The sequence below is a fragment of the Corynebacterium sp. HMSC075F02 genome (assembly GCF_001838335.1).
Taxonomy (GTDB): Bacteria; Actinomycetota; Actinomycetes; order Mycobacteriales; family Mycobacteriaceae; genus Corynebacterium; species Corynebacterium jeikeium_D.
Window position 1 is genome coordinate 110,738 of sequence record NZ_KV836314.1, and the last position, 26,478, is coordinate 137,215.

The 26,478-nt window shown below is 58.5% G+C and carries 19 protein-coding genes; 12 read left to right on the plus strand and 7 right to left on the minus strand.

The window, feature by feature from the left end; translation table 11 throughout:
- Nucleotides 1-7: 7 nt before the first annotated feature.
- From HMPREF2920_RS08155 to HMPREF2920_RS08165, 3 genes are all read left to right on the plus strand, one after another.
- Nucleotides 8-1,132, plus strand: coding sequence for an ABC transporter substrate-binding protein (locus HMPREF2920_RS08155; RefSeq protein WP_049172092.1), 1,125 nt, complete (start codon nt 8-10; stop codon nt 1,130-1,132).
- 53 nt (nt 1,133-1,185) lie between these two features.
- Nucleotides 1,186-2,217: an ATP-dependent 6-phosphofructokinase gene (locus tag HMPREF2920_RS08160; RefSeq protein ID WP_038628534.1), complete on the plus strand. Its 1,032-nt coding sequence runs from the start codon at nt 1,186-1,188 to the stop codon at nt 2,215-2,217.
- 157 nt (nt 2,218-2,374) lie between these two features.
- Complete coding sequence (locus tag HMPREF2920_RS08165) at nt 2,375-3,838, plus strand: membrane protein (protein ID WP_049172094.1); 1,464 nt, start codon at nt 2,375-2,377, stop codon at nt 3,836-3,838.
- Nucleotides 3,839-3,864: 26 nt separating this feature from the next.
- Here the strand turns inward: HMPREF2920_RS08165 and HMPREF2920_RS08170 are convergent, their stop codons facing one another.
- Complete coding sequence (locus tag HMPREF2920_RS08170; RefSeq protein ID WP_049194081.1) at nt 3,865-4,698, minus strand: class I SAM-dependent methyltransferase; 834 nt, start codon at nt 4,696-4,698, stop codon at nt 3,865-3,867.
- A gap of 53 nt (nt 4,699-4,751) precedes the next feature.
- Here HMPREF2920_RS08170 and gatB point away from each other — a divergent pair, with 53 nt between their 5' ends.
- Nucleotides 4,752-6,260 (plus strand): Asp-tRNA(Asn)/Glu-tRNA(Gln) amidotransferase subunit GatB, encoded by a 1,509-nt coding sequence (gene gatB / locus HMPREF2920_RS08175; protein ID WP_016422487.1) that lies wholly within the window; start codon nt 4,752-4,754, stop codon nt 6,258-6,260.
- A 12-nt stretch (nt 6,261-6,272) separates the two neighbouring features.
- On the opposite strand, the gene HMPREF2920_RS08180 is transcribed toward gatB, so the two are convergent.
- Entirely contained in the window at nt 6,273-7,349 is a 1,077-nt protein-coding gene (locus HMPREF2920_RS08180) for a glucose dehydrogenase (protein ID WP_224783716.1), read from the minus strand.
- A gap of 76 nt (nt 7,350-7,425) precedes the next feature.
- Here HMPREF2920_RS08180 and HMPREF2920_RS08185 point away from each other — a divergent pair, with 76 nt between their 5' ends.
- Together HMPREF2920_RS08185 and HMPREF2920_RS08190 are read left to right on the plus strand one after the other, a co-directional pair.
- Nucleotides 7,426-8,820 (plus strand): DoxX family membrane protein, encoded by a 1,395-nt coding sequence (locus HMPREF2920_RS08185; protein WP_239271930.1) that lies wholly within the window; start codon nt 7,426-7,428, stop codon nt 8,818-8,820.
- A gap of 75 nt (nt 8,821-8,895) precedes the next feature.
- The gene (locus HMPREF2920_RS08190) at nt 8,896-9,780 is read left to right on the plus strand and encodes a hypothetical protein (protein WP_246816313.1); all 885 of its coding nucleotides are present in this window, start codon (nt 8,896-8,898) and stop codon (nt 9,778-9,780) included.
- Between the two features lie 15 nt (nt 9,781-9,795).
- Here HMPREF2920_RS08190 and ilvD read toward each other — a convergent pair whose 3' ends face one another.
- The 3 genes from ilvD to HMPREF2920_RS08205 all read right to left on the minus strand — a co-directional run bounded on the left by ilvD (nt 9,796) and on the right by HMPREF2920_RS08205 (nt 14,036).
- The gene (gene ilvD, locus HMPREF2920_RS08195; protein WP_070601558.1) at nt 9,796-11,640 is read right to left on the minus strand and encodes a dihydroxy-acid dehydratase; all 1,845 of its coding nucleotides are present in this window, start codon (nt 11,638-11,640) and stop codon (nt 9,796-9,798) included.
- A 134-nt stretch (nt 11,641-11,774) separates the two neighbouring features.
- On the minus strand, nt 11,775-12,323 hold the full coding sequence (locus HMPREF2920_RS08200; RefSeq protein WP_070437865.1) for a PH domain-containing protein: 549 nt from the start codon (nt 12,321-12,323) through the stop codon (nt 11,775-11,777).
- A gap of 57 nt (nt 12,324-12,380) precedes the next feature.
- Nucleotides 12,381-14,036 (minus strand): mechanosensitive ion channel family protein, encoded by a 1,656-nt coding sequence (locus tag HMPREF2920_RS08205; RefSeq protein WP_070601605.1) that lies wholly within the window; start codon nt 14,034-14,036, stop codon nt 12,381-12,383.
- A gap of 360 nt (nt 14,037-14,396) precedes the next feature.
- On the opposite strand from HMPREF2920_RS08205, the gene HMPREF2920_RS08210 reads away from it, so the two are divergent.
- The 5 genes from HMPREF2920_RS08210 (at nt 14,397) to serA (ending at nt 21,755) form a co-directional block, all read left to right on the plus strand.
- Nucleotides 14,397-16,307: an acetolactate synthase large subunit gene (locus HMPREF2920_RS08210; RefSeq protein WP_070854142.1), complete on the plus strand. Its 1,911-nt coding sequence runs from the start codon at nt 14,397-14,399 to the stop codon at nt 16,305-16,307.
- A 34-nt stretch (nt 16,308-16,341) separates the two neighbouring features.
- Complete coding sequence (gene ilvN, locus HMPREF2920_RS08215) at nt 16,342-16,845, plus strand: acetolactate synthase small subunit (RefSeq protein WP_048735338.1); 504 nt, start codon at nt 16,342-16,344, stop codon at nt 16,843-16,845.
- A gap of 53 nt (nt 16,846-16,898) precedes the next feature.
- Nucleotides 16,899-17,915, plus strand: coding sequence for a ketol-acid reductoisomerase (gene ilvC, locus HMPREF2920_RS08220; protein ID WP_038628558.1), 1,017 nt, complete (start codon nt 16,899-16,901; stop codon nt 17,913-17,915).
- 281 nt (nt 17,916-18,196) lie between these two features.
- Nucleotides 18,197-19,921 carry a hypothetical protein gene (locus HMPREF2920_RS08225; protein ID WP_049194074.1) on the plus strand — a complete coding sequence of 575 codons (1,725 nt, stop codon included), beginning with the start codon at nt 18,197-18,199 and terminating at the stop codon, nt 19,919-19,921.
- A 238-nt stretch (nt 19,922-20,159) separates the two neighbouring features.
- Entirely contained in the window at nt 20,160-21,755 is a 1,596-nt protein-coding gene (gene serA / locus HMPREF2920_RS08230; protein ID WP_049190146.1) for a phosphoglycerate dehydrogenase, read from the plus strand.
- 122 nt (nt 21,756-21,877) lie between these two features.
- Here serA and HMPREF2920_RS08235 read toward each other — a convergent pair whose 3' ends face one another.
- A complete protein-coding gene (locus HMPREF2920_RS08235; protein ID WP_048735346.1) occupies nt 21,878-23,380 on the minus strand; it encodes an acetyl-CoA hydrolase/transferase family protein in 1,503 nt (500 codons plus the stop codon).
- Nucleotides 23,381-23,531: 151 nt separating this feature from the next.
- Nucleotides 23,532-24,608: a GTP-binding protein gene (locus HMPREF2920_RS08240; protein ID WP_070601557.1), complete on the minus strand. Its 1,077-nt coding sequence runs from the start codon at nt 24,606-24,608 to the stop codon at nt 23,532-23,534.
- Nucleotides 24,609-24,897: 289 nt separating this feature from the next.
- Here HMPREF2920_RS08240 and HMPREF2920_RS08245 point away from each other — a divergent pair, with 289 nt between their 5' ends.
- Nucleotides 24,898-26,412: an acetyl-CoA hydrolase/transferase family protein gene (locus HMPREF2920_RS08245; RefSeq protein ID WP_070429316.1), complete on the plus strand. Its 1,515-nt coding sequence runs from the start codon at nt 24,898-24,900 to the stop codon at nt 26,410-26,412.
- Nucleotides 26,413-26,478: the final 66 nt, after the last annotated feature.

Genomic DNA, 26,478 nt, shown 5'->3' on the forward strand with positions numbered 1-26,478 from the left:
TACTCCCTTGAATAACGCACATGCTTTCCGACGTCCCCTTCGTGCCTCAGCAGCTGGTATCGCTGTGGCTGCTCTGGCATTCGGAGCCGCCGCCTGTGGCTCTGATGAGGGAACGCAGGCCTCGTCGTCAGGCCTTACCCTCACCAACTGCGGTGAAGAAGTCAGCTACCCGGGTGTAGCTAAAAAGCTGCTGATTAATGACGGCAATATTGCTTCGCTGGCGCTGGCTGTCGGTGCTGCGGATGAGATCACAGCGGTGAGCTCTATGGCCTCGCATCTGCCGGTGTTGACCGCAGCTTATGGCGATGCAATTGCGCAGAAGCCAGAAGTTGCGAAGGAATACCCGAATCTGGAGCAGGTCATTGCGGCCGAACCGGATGTGATGCTGGCGGGCTGGGGCTATGGCTTTAGTGAAGACAAGGGCATTACCCCGGAATCGCTTTCCGAGCACGGTATCGGTGCCTACACCCTGACGGAATCTTGCCGTACTGGTGACGCAGCCTCGGCGGGCAAGGAAGGCAGTGGCGACCCGGGGCATACTCGTGGTCTGGTGGATCCGTGGGAAGCTGTCAAAATTGATTTGAAGAATATCGCTACCTTGACCGGACACGACGGTGAGGGCGACAAGGTTATTGCAGATATTGATAACCGACTGCAAGCCCTGGATGCCGCGCCAAAGGGAGATAAGAAGCCAGTGGGCTTCCTCTTTGATTCTGTCGGTGAAGCACCAATTACCTCGGGTTCCTTTGGCGCACCGCAGGGCATCCTGGAAAAGGCCGGTGCAATCAATGCGACCGAGTCGATTAAGGACACTTGGACTACGACCTCCTGGGAGCATGTCGCGGAGATGAATCCTGACTTCATCGCGCTTGTGGACTACCCAGGTCAGACCTTCGAAGAGAAAATCAAGGTTTTGCGCACGAATCCGGCAACGAAGGATCTCGAGGCGGTCAAGGAGAACCGCTTTATTAACCTGCCGATTGCATTGTGGACGGAGTCTCCGCTGAACGTCGATGCCGCAGAGTACGTGCGCAAGGCGCTCGAGGAATATGGTCTTGTGCCGGCGTCGGAGGTGACGACGAAGATGGAGCTACCGTCTGAGCTACCAGGGCAGGAGTACCTGCAGAAGTAGTTTCGACCAAGGCCGTCAAGCACGAACTGACTAACGCGACTAAGGTGGGCATCATGCGAATTGCGACCCTTACCTCCGGTGGAGATTGTCCCGGTCTGAATGCCGTTATCCGTGCAATTGTCCGTACCAGCTCGAGCGAGTACGGCTCAACCGTCGTCGGTTTTGAGGACGGTTGGATTGGTCTTATGGAAGACCGTAGGGTCCAGCTTTACGACGATGAGCGGATTGACCGTATGCTGCTGCGTGGCGGCACGATGCTGGGCACCGGCCGCGTGCATCCGGACATTCTCATGTCTAACCTCGACCGCATCAAGGAAAATCTCTCTGATGCGGGCATCGATGCCCTGATCCCAATCGGTGGCGAAGGTACGCTGAAGGCCGGCAAGTGGCTTTCGGACAATGGGGTGCCGGTCGTCGGTGTTCCGAAGACTATTGATAATGACGTCAACGGTACGGACTACACCTTCGGTTTCGACACGGCTGTGGCTGTTGCCACCGACGCGGTTGACCGTCTGCACACCACTGCGGAATCCCACCAGCGCGTCATGATTGTTGAGGTCATGGGTCGACACGTGGGCTGGATCGCTTTGCATGCGGGTATGGCCGGCGGTGCTCACCACATTGTCATTCCGGAAAAGCCATTCGACATCAACGAGATTGTGAAGTCGATGGAGCGCCGTTTCCAGATGGGTGAGAAGTACGGCATTATCGTCGTCGCTGAGGGCGCCACCCCGAAGCCGGGCACCATGGAGTACGAAGAGGGCGGTGTCGACCAGTTCGGCCACCAAACCTTCAACGGCATTGGTCAGGTTATTGGTGCGGAGATTAAGAAGCGCACCGGGTACGACGTTCGCACCACGGTGCTGGGTCACATTCAGCGTGGCGGTACGCCGACTGCGTACGACCGCGTGCTTGCTACCCGCTACGGTGTCCACGCCACCCGAGCAGTACACGAGGGGGACTTCGGCAAGATCGTCGCTCTGCACGGTGAGAACATCGAGCGTATCGACATCGACGATGCGGTTGCTGAGTTGAAGGTTGTGCCGGATGGCCGTTACCGCGCAGCTGCTGCGCTGTTTGGTTAAACGCGTCGGTTAAGCACGCGTTGCTAAACATTTAGGCACATCTTCGTAACAAAATAGGCATACTGCCCGAGCTGGTGTATCAATCACCAGCTCGGGCAGTATGCTTTGTAAGGTTCCGGTTTTTGAAAAATAGACTTATATTTAGGATTTTCTCGTTATGTGGAAAAGAGCCACAACAATCGCGATGGCCTTTGTCGGCCTAACTGTCGGTGCCGGATTCGCATCCGGCCAGGAAATGATGCAGTACTTCGTGGCATTTGGCACTAACGGCTTGTGGGGCGTGGTACTTGCCTCCGTCGTGATGATTGCCAGTGGCCTGGCAGTGCTGTCAATTGCCAGCTACTTGCAGGCTGATGAGCACTCCGAGGTCTTCGACGTAATCACCCGCAGTTGGGTTTCGAAGATTTTGGATATCGCCGTGATGATCACGCTGTTCTGTACCGGCTTCGTCATGTTCGCCGGTGCCGGTGCGAACTTGAACCAGCAGTTCGGACTTGAGGTGTGGATTGGCGCCGTCATCATGGTTGCCCTGACTTTGGGTGTAGGCATGCTGGATGCCGACAAGGTCAGCCGCGTGATTGGCATGATCACTCCATTCATTATCGTGTTCCTGCTTGGAGCCGGTATCTACACTTTGTTCACCACCGACACGTCGATGTCGGAGGCCGCGCAGTACACCAATGAACTGTCGACATCGCTGCCACACTGGTCTATTTCTGCCCTGAACTATGTCGGTTTCTGTGTGATGGTGGCCGTATCGATGTCGATTGTCATCGGCGGTAGCTACCTGAACCCGCGTGAAGCTGGCATCGGTGGTCTCATGGGCGGGAGCATCTATGCAGGTCTGCTGACGCTGGTGACCTTTGCCCTCTTCTTCAAGGTCAAGGATGTTGGCCACGAAGATATGCCGACCCTGGCAATCGTCAATGACATCCACCCGGTCCTGGGTACCGTGATGGCAATCATCATCTACGCCATGATTTTCAACACGGCCATTGGCATGTTCTACGCGCTGGGCCGCCGCCTAACACGCAATACCCCGCAGCGTTTCCGCCTGGTATTCATCGTGACGGTGCTGATTGGTTTTGGCCTAAGTTTCTTTGGGTTCAAGGCCCTGGTTGGCTCCATCTACCCGGCCCTTGGCTACGTCGGTATCGCTCTTATCGTGATTCTGTGTGGTGCGTACCTGGCTGGACGTAACAAGCTGATGGAGGAGTCGAAGCGTCGCGGCCGTATCCGTAAGCTCGCACGCCGGAAGATGCACCCGAACAAGAAGTTCACCACCGCCGATCAGAAGAAGCTCGACCGCGCTTTGGCCAACTCCAACATTTCCAACGTCGATCTTCAGGAGAGCGTCCGCGACGACATCGTCGAGGAACTGGTCAGCGACGATAATGTTGAATTCACCGAGGATGACGCCGAGCGCATCGTAGAAAAGGATAATGAGCGCCTGGAGAAACTTTCCGAAATCGAGGAAGCCTCCGATGATGACAATCCTCGCGAGACCGCGAGGGACTCCTTCCCAGGCGAGGCCACAGCCACTGCGCCGAAGAAGCTTGCCGGACAGACTAAGAATGCATTCAAGCGCGTGGCTCACCCTAAGCCGAAGAAAGAAAAGTAACTAGCGCGACTAGGCAGCTCGAAAATTTAGGCAGCTCGAAAATAGAAGGCATCGCACCGGTAGGGAAGGGCGATGCCTTCTTCGTATGTGTGCCCCAAGTGTTCGTGGAGATACCAATGCAAGTTCGCCTCCACCTTGGCGCGAGTGGCGGGCTTGGAACGAAGCCAATAGGAACGGGTTCGTGCCAGCAGCACGATGTCCTCGATGGTCAGTGTCTGCTCCCAGGCCAGACGCACCTCATCGACTAGCTCCAGCTCCGGGCCAACCTCGGGGTAGAAGCCGGGACGCAACACGTCGCCGGCGTGCATTATGCGGCTGAGCCGATGCACCCACGGTACGGAAACATCCAAGGTGTTCCACACCAACATAGCCACGCTATCCGCGCGTAGCACCCGAGTGAGTTCTTTACTTGCAGCTGTCGGGTCCACCCAGTGCCATGTCTGCGCACATGTTGCTACATCGACGCTGTTGGACTCCAGTCCCGTGCGCTCCGCAGTGCCTTCCAGGCATTCCGCCGCTGGCACATTGTGCATCAGTGCTTGCCGCATCGCGGTGGAGGGATCGAGTGCCAGCAGGGTGGCATCGCGGTAGACGTCGGCAAGCGAGGCGGTGAGCTTCCCAGTGCCGGCGCCGATATCGGCGACTACCTGTGGGTGCGGTGCGAGACGGGTAAGCGCTTCGATGACGGTTGGAGGATATCCGGGGCGCACGCGGTGGTAGCCCGTGGCTCCGTCGGCGCTTTCCTGCAGGTCGTTGTCGAAAGTAGCGCCTGCGCGGTGGCGGTCAGCGGCGTCGCGGAACGTTGGCGTATCGCGTGCTGACGTCGGTGGAATCGGTGGGTGTTCGTTAACTCCGGGCACGACTTATACCCTAGGGCACGCCTGCGGGGCCATCGCTAGTAGACTCTACAAACATGACCGCTGCATACGCTGATGACTTGATGGACTTTGATGAGGTCCTCGAACGTTTTGACCCGGTAATGGGCATGGAGGTTCACGTCGAGCTCTCGACGAATACCAAGATGTTCTCCTCCTCCTCGGCGCACTTTGGTGCCGAGCCGAATAGCAACGTCGATCCCTGCAGCCTCGGCCTACCTGGCGCGCTGCCTGTGGTTAACCGTCAGGGCGTTGAGTGGGCCATCAAGATTGGCCTGGCGCTGAACTGCGAGATTGCTGAGTCCTCCCGCTTCGCGCGCAAGAACTACTTCTACCCGGACCAGCCGAAGAACTACCAGATTTCGCAGTACGACGAACCAATCGCCTACGACGGATATCTTGACGTTCAGCTTGACGACGGCACGGAGTTCCGTGTCGAAATCGAGCGCGCTCACATGGAAGAAGACACCGGCAAGCTGACGCACTTGGGCGGTGCCGATGGTCGTATTCACGGCGCCACGCGTTCGCTGGTGGACTGCAACCGCGCAGGTATTCCGCTGATTGAGATCGTTACTAAGCCAATTCTCGGTGCAGGGGAGCGTGCCCCAGAGGTTGCTCGTGCGTACGTTTCTGCGCTGCGTGACCTGGTGAAGTCCCTCGGTGTCTCCGATGCCCGCATGGACCAGGGCTCGATGCGTGTGGACTCCAACGTTTCCCTGCGCCCAATCGGCCAGGAGGAGTTCGGCACTCGTACCGAGACTAAGAACATCAACTCCCTGAAGTCGGTTGAACAGGCTGTTCGCTACGAGATGCAGCGCCAGGCTGCTGCGATTACTAATGGCGAGGAGATCGTTCAGGAAACCCGCCACTACCAGGAGACCGACGGCACGACCTCCAAGGGCCGCCCGAAGGAATCGCAGTCGGATTACCGCTACTTCAACGACCCGGATCTGCCACCTGTGATTGCGCCGCGTGAGTGGGTGGAGGAAATCCGCGCAACTCTGCCGGAGCTGCCGTGGGTGCGTCGTGCCCGTATTCAGGAAGAGTGGGGTCTGAAGGACGAGGAAATGCGCGACCTGGTTAACGCCGGCGCTCTCGACCTGATTGTCGACACCGTTGAGGCTGGTGCCGGCCCGGCTGAGGCTCGTTCCTGGTGGGTCGCTTACCTGGCGCAGAAGGCCAACGAGGCAGGCGTGGAGCTGGCTGAGCTCGCGATTACCCCGGCACAGGTTGCACGTGTGATTGCACTGATTGAAGAGGGCAAGCTGACCAACAAGCTGGCCCGTAAGGCCGTTGACGGCGTGCTCGCAGGCGAGGGCGATGTTGATGAGGTCGTTGCTGCCCGTGGCCTGGAGGTCGTTCGCGACGACGGTGCTATTGAGAAGGCCGTCGACGATGCATTGGCTGCTAACCCGGACATCGTCGAGAAGTACCGAGCTGGCAACAAGAAGGTCGTCGGTGCCATCGTGGGGCAGGTCATGAAGGCCACCCGCGGCAAGGCAGACCCGGCTCAGGTCAACCAGCTGATTGCGAAGAAGCTGAGCTAGCCTCCCTGAAAGCTAATCCGGGGAACCGCCGGCGGCACCATCGCTCGGCAGTCTGACGACGCGCTCGTCGGACTCCGACGGTTGTGCCCCGGCGGTTTTGTTGGTCGTGGCACCCCAAACTTCAATACCCTGATTTGCTGCGACAGCCGCTACATACGAGATGTGGCCGAAGTCGCCGTCGACAAGCACTTCAGGGGAACCCTTGACCTCCCACGCCGCGTCGGGCCCACTTGACTTCGGACCCACCGGCATGGAGATGACCTTCTGCGCGTCTGGGATGGCAATGACCACGCGGTCACCCATCACTGCGCATCCACCGATGGAATCGTTCAGGTCCACACCGCCGAGGGGATTAATCACAGGGCCGGTGAGCTGAACCAGCTGTGGGGTGCCGTCGAGAATGGCGGTTGCCAACGGCGGCATTCCGTCCGGACCATGGCAGAACTGCTGAAACTCAATGCCTGGATCTCCCACGAGCAATTTGCGCGGGGACAGGGTGTCCGAAGTTCGGTCAAAATAGATTCCGAGAATGCCGGGCTCGCTGAGGTCCGGAAGTTCGCGCACATCAGCGGTGCTGCCCTCCACGAGGGTGACGCGCGCAATGGTGTCGTCGTTACGCAAAACAAAGACCTGACGGTCCTCTTCAACCGAGGGACTGGGCAGCAGTTGTTTTGCAGGGGCGCCGAGCCGTGCGACCTCACGCGGTGTCTTACCCGGTGCGACAACGGTGAGTGCACCGTCGTCGGTGGCGACGAGAGCCTCCCCAGGGCCGGTTGAGGCTAGCGCGGTGGTAAGCGGTAGGCAGGCCGCGAGAGTGACATCGTCGAGGTCGCAGGGACCTTTGTCTTTGGCTTTGCTTTCCGTGGTTGGGACCGGGGTAGAGGGCAAATCAGGGGAGGAAAACTTCGGCATGGCAATGCCTGTCGGTTCCGACTTGTCTTCAGTAAACGGTGACTCAAGCGCGCTCGAGGCACTCATGCAGCCGGAAAGAGAGACCATCCCGACGACACCAGCGGCGAGCGCAGCACGACGACGCCGCCCGCGAGCGCGAGCCTGTGCACTGCTGGTGTGGACGAGGTGGAATCCCATAGGCATACACAATACAGCCTCGTTTCCCGGCCACGCCTGCGACCAAAAGTGAGGCAGTAGTTTTAATGTGGACGATGTGAGCGACTCAGAGAAGTACCCGAACGACCGCGCCCTCGAGAATGTGGAGGACGGATTCGATGACGATCTCGACGTCCCGACCTACCGCAAGCTCGCTGAGCCAATGAACGAAGAAACAAACCGTGACGACAGCGACAACACCGCAACGCAGATTTTTCCGGGTGTGCCGGAAAAGCGCGTAGAGGAGGAGTCGGAGGCGGAGGTAGACCAAGAAAACCTGCCGCCGGAAGCCGAGACCGATAGCGGTGCTGAAGCCGAGGTGGAAACCGAGTCTGAAACAGAAACAGTGACTGAGCCGAGCCCCGAGCCGGAGCCTGAAGTTCAGGAAGCCCCGAAGAAGCGCTACGACGCCTACGCCGCTGCAGGCCGCACGGCACCTCAGGTGATTAGCCCTGCCGGTAAGCCTTCGCCGCGGGATGAACAGGCCGAAACTGAATTGGCACCCGCGGCCGATAAAGAGTCGGAGGTAGCCCCGGAGTCGGAGGCGACCGAAATCTTTGAGCAGCCGGCCCGTAGCGAGCGCGTTGATTCAGATGAGGATTTCAGTCAGCCGACGCAAGCCTTCTCGGCTTCTGAAGCAGCAGCAGCGTCCGCAGCGGGAACTGCCGCAAATAAGTCGGAAGCACAGTCAGCATTCGACGATGAGGCGGAGTCAACCTATGGCTCTGCACGCAATTCCGCAGCTGAGACTCAGTATTTCGATGAATCGGATTTCGCTGAACCGGCTGCCTCTCGCGATACCGCTGGTGCCGCTGGTGTTGCAGGAGCAGGCGTAGGGGCCGCCGGGGCAACTGCTGCTACGACTACCGCCGCTGCTGACGACGATGAAGACACGGACTTTTACGACGACAACGAACCGGAGCACCGTCGCGGCACCACCGATTTCGGCCTTCTGCTGCTGCGTCTTGGATTGGGTGCGCTGTTGTTGGTCCATGGCCTGACAACGCTGCTCGGCTGGGGTAACTCCGGTGGCACCACTGCGCTGGAGACACAGTTTAGCCAGAACAACTTCGCCCTCGGCCCTGTGATGGCCACTGCCATCCCAACGGTTCAGCTCATCGCGGGTGCCCTGCTCATCTTAGGGCTTGCGACACCGCTGGCCGCAGCATTGGCGCTGGCATTGTCCGCCTACCTCAGCATGTTTGATGTGGCTACCTCTGCCAATGGCGTGAATATCGTCGGCCAGGATTCCAGCAACCTTCAGCTACAACTGTTGATGACCGCCATGGCACTTGGCTTGCAGTTCACCGGTCCGGGCCGCATCGGTATCGACTTCGGACGCGGCTGGGCTCGTCGCCCACTGGCATCGTCTTGGATCTTCGGAATTCTGTCCATCGCTGCAGCAATTGGCCTGTGGTGGCTGACGACCAGCACGCTGCCGTTTGTTGGCTAAGGCAGTTCGCAGCTACACAAACAGTCGAGCGGCCTAAACTAGGTTCTCGGTTAGGGGCGGGGTACAATGCCCCCTATGCCAAAGTCGAGACACGCACTAAAGACCACCCTCGCGGTGGTCTTTTTCATGTCTTCGATAGGCGCGACAACGTCGATCCACTCACCGTCGACAGCTGCTGCCGACGAGCACAGTGAGGTTGCAGCCTCCGTCTCGTCGGCAAGCGTCTGGCCGACACATCAGGTGAGTCTGCCACGCATGGACCTCAACGCCGAAGGGTTGATTGAGGTTGACCCACGCACGCAAATGGCGGTGAGCTACGAACCGGTGGGCGTGGGGTACAGCAGCCAGGCATCGCAACGCCCGCTGCCGGCGCTATCCCTGATTAAGTTGTATATCGGTCAGTATGTGCTCGAACACGGCACTGCCGACGATGCCGAGCGCGTCGAAAAGATGATTTCGCGTTCCGACGACGATTTGGCAGCCGACTTCTACCGGAAGTACCCGGAATCGGTCGATTCCGTTGCGACCGAGTACGGCCTGTTCAACACCTCCGGCGGAGAAAAGTGGGGAGTATCGAGGACCACCGCGGAAGATGTGGTGTCTTTTATTTCCCAGCTCCGTCTGAAGCATCCTAATTCTGAGGTGCTTGAGGCGATGCGACACTGGTCGCCGATTGCTGCCGATGGCTATCGACAGAATTTTGGTCTTGCCGGCCTGCCCGGTTCTGAAGGCGCGAAGATGGGCTGGTCCAACCGGCGTTCGTGGCACTCTTCCGTTGTTTTTGGCCCCGGATATGTAATGGCTGCCATTACCGAGGGCGGCAAATATGCACACACCGAGGACGTCGCTGAGGGGATTGCCGACGTCGAGTACCGGGATTTGGTGAAGCCCACGCAGAAGACTGGGCGCAAAGCCACTCTAGAAACGCCAAAGGCCCGTGCGGTAAGCACAGGCCTTTAAACGGGGTTGATTTAGCTAGTCGACAATGCGGATCGCGCCCTTATCCGCACTGGACGCCATTTTGGCGTATGCGCGCAGCGCCTTGGACACCTTGCGCGGACGCGGCTTGTGCGGAGTAAATGGCTTGTCGCGCTCGAGCTCCTCATCGCGGCGAGCGGCCAGCTCCTCGTCGGACACCTGAATCTCGAGCCGTCGTTCAGCGACATCGATGTACACCGGGTCGCCGTTGCGGACGAGACCGATTGCGCCGCCGGCGGCGGCCTCCGGGGAAACGTGGCCGATAGACAGTCCGGAGGAACCGCCGGAGAAGCGACCATCGGTGACCAGTGCACAGACCTTACCCAGGCCAGCGCCCTTGATGAATGCGGTCGGGTGCAGCATCTCCTGCATGCCCGGGCCGCCGGAAGGACCCTCGTAGATGACAAAGAGAACTTCGCCCGGCTGCAAGGTGCGGTTCAAGATGACCGAGACAGCCTCTTCCTGGCTCTCTACGACACGAGCGGTGCCTTCGAAGTGGAACTGATCCTCGCCGATACCCGCGGTCTTCAGGACAGCACCGTCTTCGGCGATGTTGCCGCGCAGGACACACAGACCGCCTTCCTTCGTGTAGGCGTGGTCGAAGTCGCGAATGCAACCATTTACGGAGTCCGTATCTAGGCTCTCCCAGCGGTTGGACGTGGAGAACGGCTCGGTGGTGCGGACACCGCCAGGGGCTGCGTGGAACAGCTCAATCGCCTCGTCAGTGGCCTTGCCGCCGCGGATATCCCAGTTGTCCAGGTGTTCCTCCAGAGATGGGGAGTGAACGGAGCGGACATTCATTTGCAGCAGGCCCGCGCGGCGCAGTTCGCCGAGGATGGCTGGAATACCGCCGGCGCGGTGGACGTCCTCCATGTAGTAGTCCGAGTTCGGTGCCACCTTGGACAGACAAGGCACGCGGCGGGAAATGGCGTCGATGTCAGAGAGATTGAAGTCGATCTCGCCCTCCTGTGCGGCAGCGAGAATGTGCAGCACGGTGTTGGTGGAACCGCCCATGGCAACGTCGAGCGTCATTGCGTTGACAAAGGCATCGCGGTTGGCGATGTTGCGCGGCAGCACGGACTCGTCACCATCGTGGTAGTAGCTCTTCGCCAAGTCCACAATCAGTTCACCGGCGCGGGTGAACAAATCGCGACGGGCCTGCTGAGTCGCCAAGGTAGAACCGTTGCCCGGCAGGGACAGGCCGAGGGCCTCGGTCAGGCAGTTCATCGAGTTTGCGGTGAACATACCCGAGCACGATCCGCAGGTCGGGCACGCCGAGCGCTCGATGTCGAGCAGATTCTTGTCATCGACCTTGTCGTTCGCGGATGCAGAAATAGCCGAGATGAGGTCAGAGCCGGGCTTGACGACGCCATCGATAACAACCGAAGATCCCGATTCCATCGGCCCGCCGGAAACGAAGACCACCGGGATATTCAGACGCAGAGCCGCATTGAGCATGCCCGGCGTGATCTTGTCACAGTTGGAAATACAGACCAATGCGTCAGCGGTGTGAGCGTTGACCATGTACTCCACAGAGTCAGCAATAATCTCACGGGACGGCAGCGAGTAGAGCATGCCGTCGTGCCCCATCGCAATTCCGTCATCGACAGCAATGGTGTTGAACTCACGGGGGACACCGCCTGCTGCGGTCACAGCTTCTGCGACGATGTCGCCAACGTCCTTCAGGTGCACGTGCCCCGGAACGAACTGAGTGTAAGAGTTTGCAATTGCGATAATCGGCTTGCCGAAGTCGCTATCGGTCATGCCAGTTGCGCGCCATAGGGAACGCGCACCTGCAGCATTACGGCCGGCAGTGGTGACTTTAGAGCGAAGGGGAATCATGGGGGCTGCCCTTCCTAGATAGGGTGCAAGGTAATTAATTATCCATATTAATCACAAAAAGCCCCTAATGTCTCATTTCGTGGTCACTAGTGTCCGCATAATGAGATTTAGGGGCTTTGTGGACTGCTTATATGTTACTCGGCAGTGGTGTCACTTTTAGGCTTGGCACCTTTGGCTTTAGCGCTTTTAGCCTTGGCATCGGCCTCAACCTCACTGACCTTCTTCATTACCGAGTAGCCATCGCGGTCGAAAACCTCGACCTTGTCATTTTCCGCCATGCGAGCCGAAGCAATCGGATCTGGAATCAGACCGCCGGTGGCTTCCTTCAACTCCGGTAGCGAATTAAAAGAGATGGCCGGCAGGGCGATGCGCTCATCGGACTTGGTCACTGCAAAGGCGCGACCGCCCTTGTTGAAGAAGATGCCCGCAAATTCGCTCCAGGGCACCGAGCGGCGCTTGGCCAATAGGTACACCGCGGTGATACCGCGTGGTCCCACAGTGGTGCGTACTCGGAAAATCCAAAGCGTATAAATCAACGGTGCCAGGAAGGTAACGGCCAGCCACGGGGCAAAACCGGTGGCAATTACACACAGCACGAGCATGAACGCAACGATGAACAGATGCGTCTTCTGTGGGCGAAATCGCTGCGTCGCAATTTTTGGCTGTGGAGTCGAGTCAGTCATGGCCTTTGATTGTAGCGGGTAGTTCGGATTCGCCAATGCACGGTGGGCGGTTGCGCGTTATTGCGTATCAGCGGAGTTCGGTTCCGCGTTGTTAGTGGAGTCTGTCGACTGTGATCCGCCAGAGCTCTCGTTGTCGGTGTTGCTCTGGTCAGAGTCCGGCTCGGTGGAGGTGGCGGTCGAAGGTGCGCGGTTCTGCGTGCTCTGAGGCTGCTGTGAAGTCTCGGACGGCTGATTCTGTGGCGTCTGAGTCTGCTGCGAAGTCTCGGTGGGCTGCACACTCTGTGTAGTGCTAGTCGGCTGGTTCGATGACTGCGGAGCTGACGACTCTTCCGGGTCCTCTTCCTGTGTCGTTACCCGATCGCTCCACCTGCTCGGTGCCAACCATCCAGATGGGCCGTCCTCAGTTTCGACTGTCATCAGGTTCAAAATGAAGAGGATCAGTAAGGCTACCAAGAGCACAATCGTCGAAACGCGAGCGCGGCCACCTGCGGAGAGGATTCGACGAACCTTCTGGCGCGTCGTGAGTGTCTTCCAGTCAGGGTGGCTAGCCAGTTTGCGGATGACATTGTTGCTTCCGCTGTCTTCCTGCTCGCGTCGGGCATCATCGAGGTTGGCACCTGCATGTGGCAGGTCGGATCGCTCGTTCCCGACTTGCTTGTCGACGGTCTGAGTTTCCATCAGCTTGGTTTCTGCGGTATCCGGCTGGACAGTAGTGTTCGCTACCGCTTCGACAATTTCGGTTGGAGCACTGTCGCCGTCGTCAAGCTGTTGTTTTTTCTCTTGCTTAGCATCGGCCTGTCTAAGCTGTTCGATCATCGTGTCATCACGGACGTGGCCGGTGATTTCTTCGGCGGGGGCAAACGGAGTCTGTTGGGCGCGCTCGCCGTAGTCATCCCACCAAGTGTCGATGACTGCGGCGCGGATGGCGCGCTCGATGAGCCATTGGTCGCCCGGTTTGCAGTCGACAATCAAGCGCATAGTGACGGTCCACGGCAGGCCCATAACCGTCGGCGGATTGAGCTCCGTGGAGGACTGCAGCTTGATCTCGGAGAGAACTGCATCCTTGACGGAGTCCAGTGCGATGGCACTCTTGGCGGCGGCGACAGTGCGCTCTTCCAGGTCCTTAATGGAGCCACCGGCGGTCATCGGTACGGGAACTTCAACAACAGCACGGGACCACTGTGAGGAGTAGTTGATACACATGCGTGCCTCGGAGTTCGGCACGATGATTTCCTCGCCGTTGAGGGTTCGGATCGTGGTGGCGCGCAATGTCATATTGACTACGTCACCTTGGACAGTGCCCGAAGGGGAGTGAAACTCTACCCAGTCTCCGATGCCGTACTGCTTCTCGGCGATGATGAACAGTCCGCCAAGGAAGTCGGCGATGACTCCCTGTGCGCCAAAACCAACAGCGGCGGAAACAACCGTCGCGGGGATAGCGGCGGCGGTCAGTGAGATTCCGAATTTCGACAGAATCGCGATGATTAAGACGAAGTATGCAATGACTTCGACGATGTAAACCACAGCGCCAATCAGTGCGCGCCGTCCCTTGGACTGCTCCTCTGAAGAGGAGATGTTTCCGTCCGCAATTGCCAGAACGAAACGTCGGATACGGGGAACAAGAATTAGCAGAATGGCCAGACATGCGATGGCAAGGCCGTTATTGGCCACCCATTGCCATGTCCGTAACAACATGTATTGCAAGAATTCCATGCCATCCACCGTAGGTCGTTCGCCTTAATATGCGCTGAGTTTAAAGGTAAAGAATTATGCATAAAGACGAGCTTTGGACTTGGGGCTTGTGGGGCTCGGGCGTGTAGGGCTCGGGTGTGCAGGCTTGGGTGTCCCCGGGGTCGTGGTCGGGGAGTTTCTGGGTAGAGTGATTCCCAAAGTTGGGGCGGGGTTCTCGTTGGAATCGGGTGGGTGCTCGGGGTGTGATACGGATGGCGTGTCCAATTGACGGGATTGACTTCTCACTATGTGGACGTTAGGGTTGTAGCCAACGCCACATTCGTAGCTTCTTTGCGTGAATGTGTGTTGAGTAGTTGCCCACCATGATCCAGGAGCGAAATCGTGAACGCGCACGAGCAGCACACCCCATCGCCCGCCCAATTCGCGGCTAAGGCGCGCACCAGCGCCCCCGAGCGAATTTCTGGTGCACAAGCCATTGTCCGATCCCTTGAAGAGCTTGGTGTCGAGGTAGCCTTCGGTATTCCCGGTGGTGCAGTGCTTCCGCTCTACGATCCGATTTATGACTCGGAGAAGCTTCGTCACGTCCTGGTGCGCCACGAGCAGGGAGCTGGCCACGCTGCCACTGGTTACGCGCAGGTTTCCGGCAAGGTTGGTGTCTGTATCGCGACTTCCGGCCCGGGTGCTACTAACCTGGTGACCCCGCTCGCGGATGCTCAGATGGACTCCGTTCCGGTTGTCGCTATCACTGGTCAGGTCGGTCGCCCGCTGCTGGGTACTGACGCTTTCCAGGAGGCTGACATCCGCGGTGTGACCATGCCGATTACGAAGCACAACTTCATGGTCACCGAAGCTGAGGACATCCCGCGCGCGCTCGCTGAGGCATTCCACCTGGCTTCTTCTGGTCGTCCAGGTCCGGTTCTGGTCGATGTCCCGAAGGACCTCCAGAACACGATGATCGACTTCACCTGGCCACCGGAGATCAACCTGCCGGGTTACCGTCCGGTGACAACCCCGCACCAGCGACAGATCGACGAAGCCGCTGAGATGATTGCTGCGGCAAAGCGTCCGGTGCTCTACATCGGTGGTGGCGTCATTAAGGCCGATGCTTCCAAGGAGCTGGTCGAGTTCGCCGAGCAGACTGGGGTTCCGGTCGTGACCACGCTGATGGCTCGCGGCGCATTCCCGGACTCGCACCCGCTGCACATGGGTATGCCGGGCATGCACGGCAAGGTGTCAGCCGTCGCTGCTCTGCAGAAGTCCGACCTGCTCATCACTATTGGCGCGCGTTTCGACGACCGTGTTACCGGTGATCTGAATTCCTTCGCGCCGAACGCGAAGGTAATCCACGCCGACATTGACCCGGCAGAGATTGGCAAGCTCCGCGAAGTTGATGTTCCCATCGTCGGCGATGCCCGCGAGGTCCTTGCCGCACTTAGCGAGTCCTACACCAAGCTCGGTCTTAGTCGCCCGCAGATTGCCGACTGGCTGAAGCTTCTCGACGGTCTCCGCGACGAGTTCCCCCTCGGGTGGGAAGAGCCCGCTGATGGTGCAATCGCTCCGCAGTTTGTAATTCAGACTCTGTCCGACATCGTTGGTCCAGAGGCCATCTATGCCGCTGGCGTCGGCCAGCACCAGATGTGGGCAGCGCAGTTCGTCCAGTACGAGAACCCGCGCACCTGGCTTAACTCCGGTGGTGCCGGCACGATGGGCTACTCAATCCCGGCTGCGATGGGTGCCAAGGCGGCTGCTCCAGAAAAGGAAGTCTGGGCCATCGACGGTGATGGTTGCTTCCAGATGACCAATCAAGAGCTGACCACCTGTGCAATGGAAGGTTTTCCCATCAAGGTTGCCTTGATTAACAACGGTAATCTGGGCATGGTTCGTCAGTGGCAGACGCTGTTCTACAATCAGCGCTACTCCAACACCAAGCTGCGCCCGGAGGACAACTCCTACCTGCCGGACTTCGTCCAGCTCTCCGAGGGGCTTGGCTGCGTGGCGATCCGCGTGACCAAGAAGGAAGATGTCGCGGCGGCGATTAAGAAGGCACGCGAGATTAATGACCGACCGGTGGTTATTGACTTCATTGTCGGTGAGGATGCTCAGGTGTGGCCGATGGTGGCAGCTGGCAAGTCCAATGATGAGGTCGAATACGCCCGCGGTCTGCGCCCGCTGTTCAACGATGAGAATTCAGCAGCTGAGGCCCCGGCTGACATCCACGGCACTGTTGTGGACAACTCCGAGGACGCCGCGAAGCAGCCCGACGCTAACCACCCGTCCATGAAGACCCGCTAATCGGGATCCGAAGCAACAGGAAGTGAGTCCCAAAATGGCTGAACTGCACACTCTATCCGTGTTGACCCTCGATGAGCCGGGTATTCTGGTCCGCATTGCGGGCATGTTCACCCGCCGAGGTTTCAGCATCCAGTCGATTACCTCGGGTGAAACTGAGACCGAGGGAGTCAACCGCATCACCGTCGTGGTTGAGACGGAGACGCTGCCGATCGAACAGATTACTAAGCAGCTGAACAAGCTGGTGCCCGTGCTGAAAGTGGTCCGCCAGCCCCCAGAGACCATGGTGTCGCGCGGACTGCTGATGGTGAAGGTTTCCTGCGACAACACCAATCGTCCGCAGGTAGTCGATGCCGCCAATCTCTTCCGTGCCCGTGTGGTGGACGTTTCTCAAGAGTCTGTCATCATTGAGGCGACGGGTGAGCGCTCGAAGCTTGTAGCCCTGCTGGAGGTCCTCGAGCCGTTTGGTATCCGTGAGCTCATTCAGTCCGGTACCGTCGCAATGGCACGTGGGCCGAAGCCGATGCTCCAGGCCCGCTAACAACTAAACGCTAAGATTTTTAACGAATCCGATTCGAAAAGAGGCTAACTTTAATGGCTATTGAACTGCTGTACGACGACGATGCTGATCTGTCCATCATCCAGGGACGTAAGGTTGCCATCCTGGGCTACGGTTCCCAGGGCCACGCTCACGCTCAGAACCTGCGCGAGTCCGGTGTCGAGGTTGTTATCGGTCTGCGTGAAGGCTCCAAGTCCGCTGTGAAGGCTCAGGAAGCTGGCTTCGAGGTTAAGTCCAACGCAGATGCCGCTGCATGGGCAGACGTCATTATGGTGCTGGTTCCGGACACCACCCAGGCAAAGGTTTACAGCGAGGACATCGAGCCGAACCTGAAGGACGGCGACGCGCTGTTCTTCGGCCACGGTCTGAACATCCACTTCGACCTCATCAAGCCGGCTGACAACATCACCGTCGGTATGGTTGCTCCGAAGGGCCCGGGTCACCTGGTTCGTCGTCAGTTCGTCGATGGCAAGGGCGTTCCGTGCCTGATTGCCGTTGACCAGGACCCGAAGGGCGAGGGCCGCGACCTGGCTCTGTCCTACGCTGCAGCTATCGGTGGCGCCCGCGCTGGCGTTATCCCGACCACCTTCGAGGCAGAGACTGTGACCGACCTCTTCGGTGAGCAGGCTGTTCTCTGTGGTGGCACCGAGGAACTGGTCAAGGTCGGTTTCGAGGTTCTGGTTGAAGCTGGCTACGAGCCGGAGATGGCATACTTCGAGTGCCTGCACGAGCTGAAGCTGATTGTTGACCTGATGTTCGAGGGCGGTATTGCCAACATGAACTACTCGGTCTCCGACACCGCTGAGTTCGGTGGCTACCTGTCTGGCCCGCGCGTTATTACCGCTGATACCAAGCAGCACATGCGCGAGATTTTGTCTGACATTCAGGACGGCACCTTCACCAAGCGCCTGATTGCCAACGTCGAGGGCGGCAACAAGGAGCTCGAGGACCTGCGCGCTTCCTACAACAACCACCAGATTGAAGAGGTCGGCTCCAAGCTGCGCGACCTGATGAGCTGGGTTAAGGTCGACGCTCGCGCTGAGACTGCCTAAGTTTGTTGCTTAAGCGAATCCCTCGCTTGTTCGCGAAGTAGGGCTTCATCACTGAGCTTCACCGCCGTGATGAGGCCCTTTTCGTATCTCTCTTACTAGTTTTCTTTCACTGAACCGTGTGGGGTAGACGTGTGGAATAAACGTCTGAGCTAAAAGCAACTACTGCCAAACGGGTGTAGCCCCAGTCCTATCCGGGGTTCTAATCTGGGGTGAAAGGTCTCCCTCAACAAAGACGTTCGATAGTCTAATCGTTGAAATCAAATCATTTCACGGAGGTAAATGTGCGAGTATCCGCAATGACGCGGCGCGTGACGGCAACCGTTGCCCTGACGGTCAGCCTGGCGTTGGGGTCAAGCGCCTTGGTCGCGTGTGGAAATTCCGACAGCGCTGTTTCCACGAAGAAGGTGGACGCTGAATCGACGGTGCTTAGCGACGACATCGCAGCGTCGGAAAGCCTGATCGACAGTTCGGAAGCGGTTGTCGTTTCCTCGGCAGGCTCTGCTGAGCAGCGTAGGGCGGCAGGCATCGCGGTTGCTGCTGGTCTGCCGATGCTAGTGGCTGGTTCTGCCGAAGATGCGGAAGATGACAGTACCGCCAAGAGCCCGAAGAAGGATGCTCGTGGCCGTGATACCGGCGCCGATATCGCCGATGTGGAAAAAGAGATTGACCGCCTGGGCGCAAAGACAGTCCTTACTGTGGGGGCAGTTGACCTGACTGGGGAAGAGGGCCGTCAGATCATTGCGGATCCGGGTACGACCGATGGCCTTAAGGAGCTCGTCGGTACCGAGTTTAAGGTTCTCAAGGAGACGGAGTCGAAGCCGACTCGCGCTGTCGTTGAGATGGATCCGGAGAAGCCAACTGTCGTCGAGGGCGATGCAACGAAGGATGGGGCAGCCAACCAGGAGGCTCAGGATCGCGCCAGCGATGGGCAGGACGACAAGGGACAGGAGAGCGTCACCCTGCCGAAGGGATCTCCGAAGGAGGTCAAGGACACATTGGCACTGGCCGCACCGGGTACCGGTTTGGCCTCCATTGCTACGGCCCGTGCCGCTGGCCTGAAGGTCAGTTGGTTGCCGGTGGGCGACGCGCGTGCTACCTCTGAGTCGATTTCCGCTGCTCGCGACGGCGAGTCCCTGATTGCTCTGGGTAAGGTTTTCGGCGATAAGGACAAGTTTGATCAGTCCATCGAGCTTGCCAAAGATGACAAGGTTAAGGAGCTGCCAGGTGGAGGCACACTGCTGTTCCCCGGTCGTCATCTGATTGCAACGTATGGTCACCCAGGTGTCGCTCCATTGGGCGTGATGGGCGAGGATGATCCGGAGGATGCCGTCGCACGTGCGAAGGACTACGTCAAGCAGTACGAGAAGTTCGCTGATGACCCGGTACTGCCGGCCTTCGAGATTATCGCTTCGGTCGCGCAGGCTGACCCGGGTCCACGCGGTGACTACTCCGAGCCAGCTCCGGTTGAGACTCTGAAGCCGTACGTCGAGGCCATGACCAAGGCCGGCGGCTACGTCATCATCGACCTGCAGCCGGGTAGTGCAGACTTCCTGGACCAGGCCAAGTTCTACGAAGAACTGCTGAAGATGCCAAACGTCGGTCTGGCGCTGGACCCGGAGTGGAAGATGGAACCGGGGCAGGTTCCGGCGACCCAGGTTGGTCACGTTAAGGCTGAAGAAGTCAACCGCGTTGCTGATTGGCTGGCTGAGCTGACTCGTAAGAACAACCTTCCGCAGAAGATGCTGATGCTGCACCAGTTCCAGCTACAGATGATTCGCGACCGTGAGACGCTGGATCTGTCGCACCCGGAGCTCGCATTCGTTCTGCATGCCGACGGCCATGGCACCGCGCAGGAGAAGTTTGAGACCTGGAACGTCATGCTGCAGGATTTGCAGCCGGAGATTTTCGAGGCGTGGAAGAACTTCATCGACGAGGATCAGCCGATGTTTACTCCTGAGGAGACCATGAACATCGAGCCGCGTCCGTGGTTGGTTACGTACCAGTAGGTTATAGACCAGCAGAAATAAAAATATAACGCGAAATATTTGCCGACTTGAATGTCGGGGGCAACGGCGCTTACTCCCTAAACAAAGGGTAGTAAGCGCCGTTTTGCTTAGGTAAGTCCCCCCGTGTCTCACCCCCAGAGTTTATGATGAGACGTAATGCGCGTGCACGCTTTAGTAGTTTTCTTAAGTGACACCGCACATACTGCATAAACTTTTCGAGACAAACCAGGAGATGCTTGTGAGCCAGAACGCTCGCCCCGTTGTCCTCATCGCCGACAAGCTGGCACAGTCCACTGTGGACGCATTGGGGGATTCCGTTGAGGTCCGTTGGGTAGATGGCCCGAACCGCGCTGAGCTCCTGGCTGCGGTTGGTGATGCTGACGCACTTCTCGTCCGCTCCGCTACCACCGTGGATCAGGAAGTCCTCGAGGCTGCTCCGAATCTGAAGATCGTCGGTCGCGCCGGCGTTGGCCTGGATAACGTCGACATCGATACCGCTACCAAGCGCGGCGTCATGGTTGTCAACGCTCCGACCTCTAATATTCACTCTGCATGTGAGCACGCAATCGCACTGCTGCTGGCCACCGCTCGCCAGCTGCCGGCTGCGGACGCGTCCCTGCGTGAGGGGGAGTGGAAGCGCTCTTCCTTCAAGGGTGTCGAAATCTTCGGCAAGACCGTCGGTATCGTCGGTTTCGGTCACATCGGCCAGCTGTTTGCGCAGCGTCTCGCTGCTTTCGAGACCAACATCATTGCGTACGATCCGTACGCGAACCCGGCTCGTGCTGCTCAGCTCGGTGTCGAGCTGGTTGAGCTGGAAGACCTGATGGCTCGTGCTGATTTCGTGACCATCCACCTGCCGAAGACCAAGGAAACCGCTGGCATGTTCGATGCTGAGCTCCTGGGCAAGGCCAAGAAGGGCCAGATCATCATCAACGCTGCCCGCGGCGGTCTCGTCGACGAGCAGGCGCTTGCCGACGCAATCAAGGCTGGCAACATCCGCGGTGCTGGCTTCGACGTGTACGCGACCGAGCCGTGCACGGATTCCCCGCTGTTTGGCCTGCCGGAAACTGTTTGTGCTCCGCACCTGGGTGCCTCCACCGTCGAGGCGCAGGACCGTGCAGGTACCGATGTCGCTAAGTCCGTACTGCTGGCCCTGGCTGGCGAGTTCGTCCCGGATGCAGTCAACGTTTCCGGTGGCGCTGTCGGCGAAGAGGTGGCCCTGTGGCTCGAGCTGGCTCGTGAGCTGGGTCTGGTTGCTGGCGGTCTGCTCGAGGGCGCTCCGGCTGCTGTTGAGGTCACCGCTCGCGGTGAGCTGCACACTGAGGACGTTAACGTTCTGGGTATGGCAGCAATCCGTGGACTGTTCTCTCTCATGGTGGAAGAACCGGTCACTTTCGTCAACGCTCCGCGTATCGCAGAAGAGCGTGGTGTGACCTTCACTGTCGAGACCGAGCCGGAGTCCGTCTCCCACCGCTCCGTACTCGAGGTCAAGGTCATCGGTGCTGATGGCTCCACCGCTACCGTCGTTGGTGCTCTCACTGGCCTGAACCGCGTCGAGAAGATTGTCCGTATCAATGGCCGCGGCATCGACATGCGCGCTCAGGGCCGTAACCTCTTCCTGCTGTACAACGACGTTCCGGGCGCTCTGGGTCGCGTTGCTACCACCCTGGGTGAGTCCGGCATCAACATCGAGGCTGCTGCTCTGTCTCCGCAGGAAGCAGATCAGACTGCCATCCTGGTGCTGCGCGTTTCCAAGGAGGTTCCGGAGGAGCTCGTCGGAAAGATTACCGAGGAGATCTCCGCTACCCACGCTCTGCAGCTCGAGCTGGACTAGTTCTGAGCGCCTAGGCGTTTTAGAGCTAGTCTCTAGCGCAGCTTCTACTGCATGAAAAAATCCCCTCCGCATGGAGGGGATTTTTGTTTCCCAGCTGATCTATGCAGCCGTAGCCCTACTGCCTAGCCCTTCATCGAGCCCTTCTCAATCATGTTGACGTGGAAGTCGAAGGCAGTACGCAGGTCGTGCGGGGTAGACATGCCCGGAGCGGTCTTCAGCGCGCGCTCGTAGTACTCCTCCAACAGTGGCTGGTACTCCGGGTGTGCAACGGAAATCATCTTCGCCACGCGGTCACGCGGTGCCAGGCCACGCAGGTCAGCGAATCCACGCTCGGTGATGATGACCATGGCGTCGTGCTCGGTGTGGTCAATGTGCGAAGCGAACGGAACGATAGTCGAAATCGCACCGTCCTTCGCCAGCGACGGCGAGATGAACGAGGAAACGAAGGCGTTACGGGTGAAGTCACCGGAACCACCGATGCCGTTCATCATGCGGCTGCCGTTGATGTGGGTGGAGTTGACGTTGCCGTAGATGTCGGCCTCAATCATGCCGTTGGTGGCGATTAGGCCGACGCGACGGACAACCTCCGGGTGGTTAGAAATCTGCTGCGGGCGCAGAATGATGTTCTCGCGGTAGCGAGCAGCCTCGTTGTTCATACGCTCGGCCGCTTCCGGAGACAGGGAGAAGGAGGTAGCCGAAGCGACGGTCATCTTACCTGCGTCAATCAGGTCGATCATGCCGTCCTGAATAACCTCGGTGTAGGCCTTGATGTTCTCAAACTTGGAGTCCAACAGACCCGCCATCACGGCGTTCGGAACGTTACCGACGCCCGACTGCATGATGTACTGGTCGTAAGCCAGGCGACCCGCGCGAACTTCGCCCTCGAGGAAGTCGAGGAAATGGCCGGCAATAGCCTTCGAGGTCTCATCCAACGGCTTGAACGGGGAGTTGCGGTCCGGCGCGTTGGTCTCGACAACTGCGACAACCTTGTCCAGGTTGATGTCGATGTAAGGGGTACCAATGCGGTCACCCGGGGCGTTGATCGGCACCGGCGTGCGGTTAGGCAGGTGCTGAATGCGGTAGATGTCGTGCATGCCCTCGAGTTCCTCGGACTGCCACGAGTTGACCTCGATGATGATCTTGTCAGCGTTGTCCATCCACTCGACGTTGTTGCCAACGCTTGACGACGGAACGAGGTGTCCATCTTCCGTAATACGAGTGACCTCAACAATTGCGGCGTCAATCGGCAGGAAGCCCTGCTCGATGTACAGCGCGGAGTGGGAGAGGTGGATGTCCTGGTACTTCGCCTTGCCGGAGTTGATGGACTTACGCAGTGCCGGATCGCCCTGGTACGGCATGCGGTAGCGGATGATGTCAGCTTCTGCCATCACGCCGTCACAGTCTGGGGCAGTGGAAGCGCCTGTGTAGATGTCGACAGCGAACTCTTCACCCTTGGCGTGAAGTTCCTTGCCACGGTTTGCCAGCGCAGTCGGCAGGGCCTTCGGGTAGCCAGCACCGGTGAAGCCAGAGATGCCGAGGGCATCACCATGATTGATAAACTGTGCAGCCTCGTCGGCGGTCATTACCTTGCCGCGCAAACCGGCATGTGCGATGCGATCAGACATGTCATCTCCTAGATAGACTGTTCGACTTTAGTTTTGTCGCCTAACCTAGCATGCGCTAACAGTGTGTTGCCACACCCGCAGGTTGAGAAGTGATTTATGACACTCTGATCGCTTCAGCGGGTCGTTTATCGGCGCTCTTCCAGGGGCTTTGTTACAGCAATTCCCGCACTTCTTCGTCGGTCAGCATCGCGTCCTCGAATGCCTGCAGTGTGGCCTCTGGGTTAAATTTCACACCGATGAGTACGACCTCATTGGATGGTGGGACATCGGTCTGCGCCCACATGACGGCAGGGGTGATTTTCAGGTTCGGCCCCGCCTGACTCCACACGTGGGCGACTTCGAGGCGGTCGGAAATCCAGCAGTGCCCCTTGGATCGTACGAGCCCCTTTGTGCCGCGGAGAGCCTTAATCAGTCGTTCGCGGTCGAAGGGGCGGTTGCCTCGGAAAACAACCGAAGAAATGCCGTATTCTTCAGTCTCCGGCGTGTGGGGATTCGCAAGTTCTTCTGCATATCCGTGGAAAGTGGCCGCGGTACCTTCGTCGTAAAGCGATGCGTCGAGAATGGCAGTGGTGGCGATTTCGCCGTTAGTCACGCGGACGATGCGTGCGCGGGGGTTCATGGCGCGGATTGTTTCCTCGGTACCGCCGGTGAGCTTTTCGCCTGCGAGGTCGGATTTGGTGATGAGGATGAGATCGGCGAATTCCACCTGGTCGACAAGGAGGTCAGCGACCGTGCGTTCGTCGTCAGGCAGTGCGCGTCCCTGGCGGAGACTGTCGAGGAATGTAGAGGCGTCGACGAGCGTGACCATCGTGTCGATGGGGGCGATGTCGGCGAGGCGACGGCCATCGTCGAATTCCCACTCGAAGGTAGCGGCGACTGGCATGGGCTCGGAGATGCCGGTGGATTCGATGACGATGTGTTCGAATTTGCCGCTGCGCGCGAGCTTGCCGACGTTTTCCACGAGGTCATCTCGCAGCGTGCAGCAGATGCAGCCGTTAGACATTTCGATGAAACGGTCCTCGCCGCGCTCGAGATATGTGCCCTGCTCGATGAGGGCGGCATCGACGTTGACTTCCGAGAAGTCGTTGACGATGACCGCGATTTTGCGCCCCTGTGAGTTTGCCAGGAGGTTGTTGAGGAGGGTGGTCTTGCCGGCGCCCAGGAATCCGGACAGGACGGTGACGGGAGTGGTCTGGGTGGTGCTATCAGAAAATTCGGTAGAAGTCACCCGACAAGATTAGCGTACTGAAAATGATTATCAATAACTAGTGCATGAATTGGGCTATGTGAGGGGTTGTAAATGTGTCGCATGGCTGATTGTCGACTGGTTGTGACGTAGGGCATAAAACGGTGTTGTAGTCGGCTTTAGTGGCGTATGGAATGTGCCTAAAATGGGGGCGCTTTCGGGCATCTGAATGAAAGGCGCTAACCGCTTCGTTGATAGGGTTGGGGGTGTGCTTTGGTGTTCGAAGTGCTACCCCCGATAGTCGCGTTGGGGGATATAGAAAGGTGAATTCATGTCAGATCGTATTGCCCATGCTGGTCTCAAATCCAAGGTGATGACCGCGCAGGAGGCGGCGCAGTTCATCAACCACGGAGACATGGTGGGCTTTGCCGGATTTACCGGTGCTGGCTACCCGAAGGTTGTCCCGCCGGCTCTCGCTGAGCGTATGGAGGCCGCTCACGAGCGTGGCGACGAGTTCAAGATTAAGGTCTTGACCGGAGCGTCTACCGCTCCGGAACTTGATGGTGCGCTGGCGAAGGCTAATGGTGTTGAGTGGCGTATGCCGTACCAGTCCGACCCGGGAATGCGTAACCGTATCAATGCAGGCGATGCCTTTTATAGTGATATTCACCTGTCGCACTCTGGCCCGATGACTGAGCAGGGCTTCTTTGGCCCGGTCAATGTTGCTGTGGTCGAAGCTGTTCGCATTAAGGCCGATGGATCCCTGATTCTTTCCTCTTCGGTTGGTAACAGCATTTCTTACTTGAATGCTGCAGAGAAGATCATTATTGAGGTCAACTCCTGGCAGTCCGAGGATCTCGAGGGTATGCACGACATCTACAGTGTTGGGCTGCCTCCGAACCGTAAGGAGATTCCGATTGTGAACCCGGGGGACCGCATCGGCACTCCGGATGTTCAGATCGATGTCGATAAGGTTGTCGCTGTCGTCGAGACGAACGCCGAGGACCGTAACTCGCCGTTCAAGCCGCTGGACGATGACTCTAAGGCCATTGCCGGCTACCTGCTCGACTTCCTCGATGGGGAGGTCAAGGCCGGTCGTCTGCCGGAGAACCTGCTGCCGATGCAGTCGGGTGTCGGTAACATTCCGAACGCCGTTCTCGCAGGTCTGCTCGACTCCAAGTATGAGAACCTGACCTCTTTTACTGAGGTTATCCAGGACGGCATGGTCGACCTGATGGATGCTGGCAAGCTGACCGTGGCTTCCGGTACTGCATTCTCGCTGTCTCCTGAATATGCAGCTCGTATGAACGAGAATGCTGCTGACTACCGCGAGAAGATCGTTCTGCGGCCGCAGGACATCTCCAATAACCCGGGTCTGGTCCGCCGCATGGGGCTGATTACCACCAACGGCATGATTGAGGCTGACATCTACGGCAACGTCAACTCCACTCACGTAGCTGGTTCGCGCATGATGAACGGCATTGGCGGTTCCGGTGACTTCACCCGAAACGCCTACATCTCTACGTTCGTGTCCCCGTCGCTGGCTAAGAATGGCGACATTTCCGCAATCGTGCCGATGGTCTCTCACGTTGACCACACTGAGCATGACGTGATGGTCATCATCACTGAGCAGGGTCTGGCTGACCTCCGTGGGCTGGCGCCGCGTCAGCGTTCCCGTGTTGTCATTGAGAAGTGTGCGCACCCGATGTACAAGGAGGCGCTGCTCGAATACGTTGAGCGTGCTGAGAGGGCCACCCCGTACCTGCATACTCCGCATGACCTGGGTACTTCTTATGACTTCCACCGTCGTTTCCTCGAAAACGGTTCCATGAAGCCGGTCGACTAGGTTTCTAGTGCGGTTCCCGCTTTACGACGAAGTTTGCGTCGTAGGGCGGGATTTTCTTTCGGCTTT